This window comes from Candidatus Hydrogenedentota bacterium (genome assembly GCA_012523015.1).
Lineage (GTDB): Bacteria > Hydrogenedentota > Hydrogenedentia > Hydrogenedentales > CAITNO01 > JAAYBJ01.
In genome coordinates this window covers 1-8,214 of record JAAYJI010000350.1, presented here as the reverse complement: position 1 = coordinate 8,214, position 8,214 = coordinate 1, and the positions used below count along the sequence as shown (strand labels likewise).

Annotated in this window: 8 protein-coding genes; 6 read left to right on the top strand and 2 right to left on the bottom strand. The window is 51.6% G+C overall.

Annotated elements, in window-relative coordinates; translation table 11 throughout:
• The 5 genes from GX117_15070 to GX117_15050 form a co-directional block, all read left to right on the top strand.
• The coding region (locus GX117_15070) for a gfo/Idh/MocA family oxidoreductase (protein NLO34648.1) at positions 1-282 on the top strand (282 nt) is incomplete at its 5' end.
• A gap of 61 nt (positions 283-343) precedes the next feature.
• Positions 344-1,057 carry an MBL fold metallo-hydrolase gene (locus tag GX117_15065; protein NLO34647.1) on the top strand — a complete coding sequence of 238 codons (714 nt, stop codon included), beginning with the start codon at positions 344-346 and terminating at the stop codon, positions 1,055-1,057.
• Between the two features lie 20 nt (positions 1,058-1,077).
• Positions 1,078-2,394 (top strand): nucleotide sugar dehydrogenase, encoded by a 1,317-nt coding sequence (locus tag GX117_15060; protein ID NLO34646.1) that lies wholly within the window; start codon positions 1,078-1,080, stop codon positions 2,392-2,394.
• A gap of 222 nt (positions 2,395-2,616) precedes the next feature.
• Positions 2,617-2,937: a thioredoxin gene (gene trxA / locus GX117_15055; GenBank protein ID NLO34645.1), complete on the top strand. Its 321-nt coding sequence runs from the start codon at positions 2,617-2,619 to the stop codon at positions 2,935-2,937.
• A 150-nt stretch (positions 2,938-3,087) separates the two neighbouring features.
• Positions 3,088-4,095, top strand: coding sequence for an aspartate-semialdehyde dehydrogenase (locus GX117_15050; protein NLO34644.1), 1,008 nt, complete (start codon positions 3,088-3,090; stop codon positions 4,093-4,095).
• Between the two features lie 27 nt (positions 4,096-4,122).
• Here the strand turns inward: GX117_15050 and ubiE are convergent, their stop codons facing one another.
• Positions 4,123-4,848, bottom strand: coding sequence for a bifunctional demethylmenaquinone methyltransferase/2-methoxy-6-polyprenyl-1,4-benzoquinol methylase UbiE (gene ubiE / locus GX117_15045; protein NLO34643.1), 726 nt, complete (start codon positions 4,846-4,848; stop codon positions 4,123-4,125).
• A 214-nt stretch (positions 4,849-5,062) separates the two neighbouring features.
• On the opposite strand from ubiE, the gene GX117_15040 reads away from it, so the two are divergent.
• The gene (locus GX117_15040) at positions 5,063-6,346 is read left to right on the top strand and encodes a Gfo/Idh/MocA family oxidoreductase (protein NLO34642.1); all 1,284 of its coding nucleotides are present in this window, start codon (positions 5,063-5,065) and stop codon (positions 6,344-6,346) included.
• Positions 6,347-6,367: 21 nt separating this feature from the next.
• On the opposite strand, the gene GX117_15035 is transcribed toward GX117_15040, so the two are convergent.
• The gene (locus GX117_15035) at positions 6,368-7,540 is read right to left on the bottom strand and encodes a peptidase U34 (protein ID NLO34641.1); all 1,173 of its coding nucleotides are present in this window, start codon (positions 7,538-7,540) and stop codon (positions 6,368-6,370) included.
• Positions 7,541-8,214 lie beyond the last annotated feature (674 nt).

The following is an 8,214-nucleotide window of genomic DNA, read 5'->3' as shown; positions in this document are numbered from 1 at the left end:
GTTGTGATAAAACGCTTTCAACCGGAAAAGGATGACTGGCAGCCGTCAGCATGTACCCATGCCTACACAGACCAATCACGGGGGCTGGGGCTGGCAGATATGGCAGCGGCTATTCGGTCGGGAAGACCGCCTCGTGCTGATGGAGCCCTTGCCTACCATGTTCTGGATATAATGCAGGCGTTTTTAGAAAGTGGCGAAAGACACGAGCCTATAGCCTTGGAAAGTACCTGTGAACGCCCTGCGCCGATGCCCGCAGGCTTATCGGATGGGTGCGTAGAATAACGAAGTGAAACAAAATATCAAGGGCGGTACAATCGCCTTTGCGTAAGGAGATGTAGCAACGATGCAACTATTAAAAGGACTTTATCAAGTTGGAGGAGACCTCAACGGCATTACGTGGGCAGGCGTTGATGCAGGATTTGACGATGCCAATTCTTATGCCCTTGACACAGGAGAAGGGATCATCTTATTCGATTGCGGCTGCGGCGACACGCTCTCTCAAATCATGCGTAATATGCAGTACTGGGGACTGAACCCGGAAGATGTGCGCCATTGTTTCTTAACCCATCCCCATCTTGATCATGCCGGCGGAGCCTATTTCTTGAAACGCTCCAATGTTGAATTGATTGCCCATCCTTATACGGCAGCGGCGGTGGCTTCGGGCGATGAACGCTGTTGCGGCTATCTCTATCATAAAACCTTTATGCCTTGTGAAGTGGATCGTGAGGTCAACGACGGTGAGACCCTTTCACTGCTGGGACTGTCCATCAAGGTACATCATTTTCCCGGTCATACCCTCGGCTGTACTGCCTACGCTTTTGAGTGGGAAAACAAAAAGATTATTGTTGCAGGCGACGTTATCGGCACCTTAAATGTTGGATATTTCGGCTGGGACGGCTCCATCGATTTCGACAAGAAACTGTACATCGATTCCCTGCGCCGTTTCGCTAAAATTGATCACGATATATTGCTTTCCGGACATGGCATGTCCTATTTCTACAAGCCGCGGCGCCGTGTGGAAGAAGTTTTTAACGAAGCGCTTATCCAGTGGCGTTGACACAGGAACAAAAACACGACATGGATTCCTACACCGAAGATTTTGAAAAACGACTCGAAGCAAAAGAGATTGTAGTGGCCATTATCGGGTTGGGCTATATTGGCACCCCTCTCGCCGCCCACTTTGTAGAGGCAGGTATTCGCGTGATCGGTATTGACGCAGATCCTGAAAAAATCACGCAGCTCAAAGAGGGGAAGATTTGCCTCAATCATTTGAACGCCGATTGGATACTACCGGCTGTGGCGGAAAATCGTTTTTGCCCTACTTCAGACTATGAGCTGCTCAAAGATGCGGATGCTATCATCATTTGTGTACCTACGCCCTTGACGGCTCACCGAGAGCCTGATCTGAGTCACGTGAAAGAGGCGGGCCGGCAGATAGCGCTGCGTCTGAAAAAAGGCGCCTTGGTATCCCTGGAAAGCACCACCTACCCCGGTACGACGATGGAGGTCTTGCTGCCGCTGCTCTCTCAAAACGGAAAAGAAGTGGGTCGTGATTACTTTCTCGTTTTTTCTCCTGAAAGGGAAGATCCCGGCAATCCCGTCTATTCCGTGTCCAACATCCCGAAAGTTATCGGCGGCGTCACGGAGCGATGTGCCGATCTCGCCGAGGCCTTGTATGGAACCATTTTCGAGAGAACGGTTCGTGTCAGTGTGCCCGCCGCTGCAGAGCTTTCCAAACTACTGGAAAATATTTTCCGAAGCGTGAATATTGCCTTGGTCAACGAGATGAAAGTGCTTTGCGACAAAATGGGGCTCAATGTGTGGGAAGTCATTGATGCCGCGGCAACCAAGCCTTTCGGTTATATGCCCTTCTATCCCGGACCAGGCTTGGGCGGACACTGCATTCCCATTGATCCTTTTTACCTTACGTGGAAAGCACGGGAGTATGGCTTTACAACGCGATTCATCGAATTGTCCGGTGAAATCAACACCTCCATGCCCCACTATGTTATCTCACGGGTCATACAGGCGCTGAACAAAAACGGACGCGCATTGAATGGGGCACGGGTCTTGTTGCTGGGAGCCGCCTACAAGAAAGATATTGGCGATTTGCGTGAATCGCCGAGTCTGCCTTTGATGCGGCTCATGGAGCAGCAGGGCGCACTCATCTCTTACAATGATCCTTATGTGCCTATCTTGGAGGATGAGGGTATAGTCCGGAAAAGCGTCGAGCTTACGAAAGAAGCCTTGGCCGCCTCCCACGTGGTATTGATCGCCACCGCCCACAGTTGCTATGACCCTGAATTTATTCTTGAGCATGCGCCGCTCGTCGTAGACACGCGCAACATGACCAAAAACGTGTCGACCAACCGCCATAAAATTGTCCGTGCGTAATAGATTATTCTTTTTCACGATTCAGAAATAAATTGTTGGACAAGTGTGTTATGTATCTTAACGGCAGCTGAAGTTGGTGCATCCCAATAGTCGGAGTACATCAAAAAGCATTAATACTTTGATTTTTTGCCGTGATTTTTTGTATAGTCTGCTTAACATTAGAAAACTGTTTTGCAGTTGCAGTGGGTAAATTGGGGTGTAATTCCCAAAGGAGAAACAACGATGAGTAATATAATCGAACTGACAGAAAATACCTTTAATGAAGCCGTGGCGTCCGGTGTGAGTCTGGTTGATTTTTGGGCCGAATGGTGCGGTCCTTGCCGGATGATTGCGCCCGTCGTAGACAGTGTTGCATCCGATGTGGCGGGTCGTGCCAAAGTCTATAAATTAAATGTGGATACCGCTCAGAACGTAGCGATCAAATACAATGTCCAAAGCATCCCGACCCTGCTGGTCATGAAAGACGGTGCGGAAGTGAAGCGCTTTGTCGGCGTGACCCAAAAAGACGTTCTGGTCGGTGCCATCGAAGACGCGCTGGAATAGTGCTATCCTAAGTCCCTCGATCAAAGGGCTCTAGTTTTATTGTCTATTACCGGGCGTCCGTATGGGTCATGTCATTCGGACGCCTGAATTTTATATGGAAGCCGTGCCCGCCGGGCGTGGTTAACCTCAATCGTTAAGGACAAAAAGTGTATGCGTGAAAAAGTTGTTGCTGTAGTAGGAGCCACCGGTGTGGTGGGTCATCAGATGTTGCAAATCCTCGAAGCGCGCAAATTCCCCGTAGCTCGTATAAAATGCCTCGCCTCCAAACGCTCCCTCGGGAAAAAGCTTCCCTTTAAAGGTGAAGAGGTGCCGGTGGAAGTTCTTGACGAAAATTCTTTTGCCGATGTAGATATTGCCCTTTTCAGTGCAGGCGGCGGTACCAGCAAAAAATTCGCGCCCATAGCAGCCGCTGCAGGGGCCGTAGTCATCGATAATTCGAGTGCATGGCGTATGGATCCTGATGTGCCCCTTGTCGTGCCTGAGGTCAATCCTGAAGCCCTCGCCAAACACAACGGCATTATTGCCAATCCCAATTGCTCCACGACCCAACTGGTTGTCGTGTTGAAGCCCCTTCATGATGCCGCGAAGATACGCCGTATCGTCGTGTCCACCTACCAAGCGGTCTCGGGCGCCGGTATCGCCGCCATCGATGAACTGCGCGAAGAGTCAAAAGCGATTTTGAACAATGAGCGTTATACGCCCGCGGTCTTCCCCCATCAAATTGCTTTCAATTGTATCCCGCAGATTCCCCAATCCGATGCTTTTGCCGATAACGCTTATACGACGGAAGAAATGAAAATGGTCAATGAGACGAAAAAGATTCTTGGCGACCAATCCATCCGCGTTACCGCTACTACCGTGCGGGTTCCCGTATTCAGCGGTCACAGCGAATCTGTCAATGTGGAGACGGAGAAGAAACTTACAGCGGCAGAGGCACGGGCACTCCTTGAGAAAGCGCCGGGCGTCGTAGTAGAAGACGACCCCGCCGCGCAGCGCTATCCCCTCGCTGTCCATGCTGTCGGAAAATATGATACCTTTGTCGGTCGCATCCGGGAAGACATCTCCCATCCTTCTGCCTTGGACATGTGGGTCGTATCCGATAATCTGCTCAAAGGTGCCGCTCTCAACACGGTTCAGATCGCAGAACAACTCCTGTAAACCGTCGTCAACACTGTATCGCCTAATTCAACGCGCCTTAGAAGCCACATAGAGCGCTGCCACACCGAAGGTAAATCGGGTGTAGCTGCAGTCTTGAAAGCCTGCCTCTTCCAGTATTGCGCAAAACGTTTGGGGAGCAGGGAAAGCTTCCACTGAGCGATTCAGATAGTGATAGGCTGCTCGTTGTTTGCTAAACAAGCCTGCGAGCAGCGGCAGGGTGGCGCGAAAATAGATCAGGTAAAGGGCGCGCATCAGCATATTCGGCGGCAGGCTCAATTCGAGAATCAAGGCGCAGCCGCCTCGCCGCAGCACCCGGTGCATCTCGCTGAGTCCTGCCGGACGATCACTGAAATTGCGCACGCCAAAAGCGACCGTGACCGCATCAAAACTCTCATCTGCAAAGCTCAGTGATTCCGCCGCGCCCACGGTGAGCGCGCATTGGTCTTCTACGCCTGCCTTGCGCACTTTCGCTAGTGCGTGCTGCAGCATGGCAGCGGAGATGTCCGCGCCCACCACGTATTTGGGAGCCCGTTTATCCGCCAAGAGCGCCAGCAACACATCGCCTGTGCCCGATGCGAGATCTAAAACGCGCAGCTTTTCCGTTGTCTGCGGAAGTTTGTCGAGCAGAAATCGCCGCCACCGTACATCTTGGCGAAAGGATAGCAGCCGATTTAAAAAATCGTAGCGGAAAGCAATGGCATCAAACATTATCCGTATGCGGTTGCGATTCGCTGTGACCTGTGTATTGTCCATAAAAATTCTCCACCTGATTGTAGCCTATAAAGTATCAAAATAGCGGGGAGCAGACAAGCTATGAGGAAGAGAGTTTTACCTTGTCTCTTCCGGCGCCTCCTCCTCAGCTCCCTCCACCGGCGCAGCGCTTCTTCCTTTCTATAAATCCCTTTTTGACATTCGTCGCGTTCATCCTTTAGGATGCTTTTATAACCATGAAAGGAAGTTATTCGTTATGACGCACTATTATAATCGAAGAGAGTTTATTGCCGGCGCTATCGCCGGTGGCGCACTGTTACATACCCAATTATATGCCGGGGCTCAAGCCTTATCCGATGATATTGTTGTCGGTGTGGTGGGCATGAGCCGCGGCAAAGCCTTGGCTTTGGATCTGTTGAAGGCAGGGGGCTGCCGTGTTGCCTATGTGTGCGACGTGGATGAGAAGCGCCGTGATGACGGCGCTGCCGCCATCGCCAAAGCGAGCGGACATACCCCCGAGGCGGTCGGCGATTTTCGACGCATTTTAGACGATCCCAAGGTGCAGGCGGTGGCTTTCGCGCTGCCTGCCCATTGGCATGCGCCGGCTGCTATTCTTGCTTGTAAAGCGGGCAAACATGTGTATGTAGAAAAGCCCTGCTGCCACAATCCTCATGAGGGAGAATTGTTGGTGGAAGCGGCTCAGCGCTATCAACGGGTTGTTCAAATGGGCGCACAGCGCCGCTCGTCCATAGTGATCAACAAAGGTATGGCGAAATTGCAGGAGGGAGCCATTGGCACAATCCGTTATGCCCGGGCGTGGTATTGTGTTCAGCGCGGCAGCATGGGAACGGGCGCGCTGCAGGATCCCCCTGAATACTTGAATTACGACCTGTGGCAGGGCCCGGCTCCGCGCCGGCCTTACAAAGATAATGTCATCCATTACAACTGGCATTGGCTGTGGCACTATGGCACGGGAGAAGCGGGCAATAACGGAACCCACCTCTTTGACATGGGCCGCTGGGGGCTGGGCGTGGACTATCCTATACGGGTTACCGCTGCAGGCGGCCGCTATCGCTACGACGACGACCAAGAAACACCCGACACGCTCATGACCACCTTTGAGTTCGAAGGCGGGAAGATGTTGACTTGGGAAGGGCTCAGCACGAACCAGCCCGGTCCCGAAGGCTTAGCCGTTGGCGTCACCTTTTACGGAGATGAAGGGAGCTTGGTTTTCGGATCAGATAAATATCGGCTCCGCGACGGCGCAGGAAAAACCTTGGAAGAAGATCAAGGCGATGTGGGCGGTGTGCCCCATGGTGCCAACTTCTTTGACGCCATCCGGAACAATGAACCGGGCCTCTTGAATTGTCCCATTGACAACGGATACAAGAGTACTTTGATGGCTCATTTGGCAAATATTGCGTATCGTACCGGGCACAGCCTGTACTGTGACGGGCAAGGACACATTCTGAATGATCCGGAAGCAGCCGCCTTCTGGCGCAGAGAGTACGAGCCCGGTTGGGAACCGGAACTGGGCTGAGCGATTATCCTCATCATTGCCTTATTCTAAGCGTCGCCGCTTCCAATAGCGCTGTACATAGGCAGGTCGTTTATCGTGCAGACTATTGAGAAGCGGCGTTTTCTTCCAAGCCCGTAAAAGTTTTAAATGCTTTTTGACAGCCTCCCGTGTGGACGGCGGGTTGTGCAGCCATTCTTTTTCCACGGCATCGCGCTCATCCTCAAACACAGCGTAAGAGGTTGCCGGATCGCGCACGACGAGCCGATGAAATTGTTCATGGACCCACCATAGACTTCCTTTGACACTGTTTTTTGAAACAGGACCCAGCTGTAAAGGTTCATCCAAGTACACGGGCTTAAATAAGCTGGTGCAAGGGGCGGAAGTGCCTGTTGCCCAATGTTGCACGCCGCGGGGGCTCAGTTCTGAGACCCATGAGCCTGTTGTTTGTGAAGCTGCCGCCCAACCGCCGCCGTGTACACAGGGCGCAGAAAGAGCGCCGTTAATACGCCGGTAACGCGGATATTGTTGCCCTTCGCCGTGATCACGGAGCAGTGCGAACAAGGATTCTTTCGACGCAGAAACACAGGCGCACATGATCATGCGCATACGCCGCGTATTGCTTTGCGCCACCGCTGTTTTAAGACGGCTCCGGTATTTTTCGGCGAAGCCGGGCAGGGTCAGACCATTGGAGATGGCGACAATACCTTTGATCGTTTCACGGCGCCACATCTTGCCCGCTGTCTCCAAGACATAGCCGCCGTTTTTATCCACAATGATGAAGCTGTTGTGATAGGTAAACCGTCTGTTTTCATAGCCGCCGCCGCCGCCTTGGCCGTGGCTGTTTAACAGGGAGATGATGACATTGCTGGCTTCGAAGGCGTTTTGGGAGCGTTCGAGTCCAAGTCTAACCAGATCCATACCCGTCAATCCAGCTGCGGCATAGGGTTGATTGGTAAATACGGCTTCGTTGCCGATAACAACGCCATCTTCATTGGCGCCCATTTCTGCGCCCCACATCCAGAAAGGGCGGCACAAGATTACAGCACGTGTTTGGCGCACTTGCGGGATGGTGATCCACGTACAGCGCAGCTTCGTTTTGAGGGGATAATCTTGGCGAGGATACCATTCCACAAATTGTGCTTCGTTCGCGTCACGATCCGAATTTTTGATGAACAGCACCTTGTCCGCTTCAACAATAGCCATTGTATCGCACATGAGAACCCTATCCTTTCTCACTGCTGTGGTATAGAACGACCCCAAAAGATCCAAGTTCGACACCAACGGGCAGTCTGTTACCTACCTAAGCAGGCTTTGGAATACGCGCTCGTTACGATCGGTTCTATAAAAACATGCAATCAATGACGCGGATCAAGATTAAAAAAACTCTGCCCAAATAGAATGCATCAAATCAAGATCCGTCGCATGATTTCAGTGTATCATAAACCGTCTTATTTTTCACGTCACAAATTTCTCGCTTTGAAAGCGTAGGTTTTAGAATTGCAAGTTTTTCCTGAAAAAAGGATTAGCCCTGCAAGCACGGACAGAAATTTTGTACAGCGCATGCGCAAAAATCTAAGTTTACCTATTTTAAATCAAAGATATACGCGGTGATAAGAGTCTTATTTTGTAAAAAGTGGTACAATAAGGTTAGAATGAGGCAGGTAGTCAAATAATTCAGCGCCGTACCTGTGCTTATCATACGTGAGAAGTCCTAAGAGCCTTAGTTGTGTCTATTTGGCAGCAGTCTGCTTTGGCGCCGTTCTTCGTGTTATTGGGGGGATTGCTTTCTATGCACTCTACCGTCTTCCCGGAAAATATCTTGACGTGGATGGGGGGCGCCTGTTTTATCGTGAGGAGGGGAGCGGGGAGCCTGCGGTTCTCATTCACTG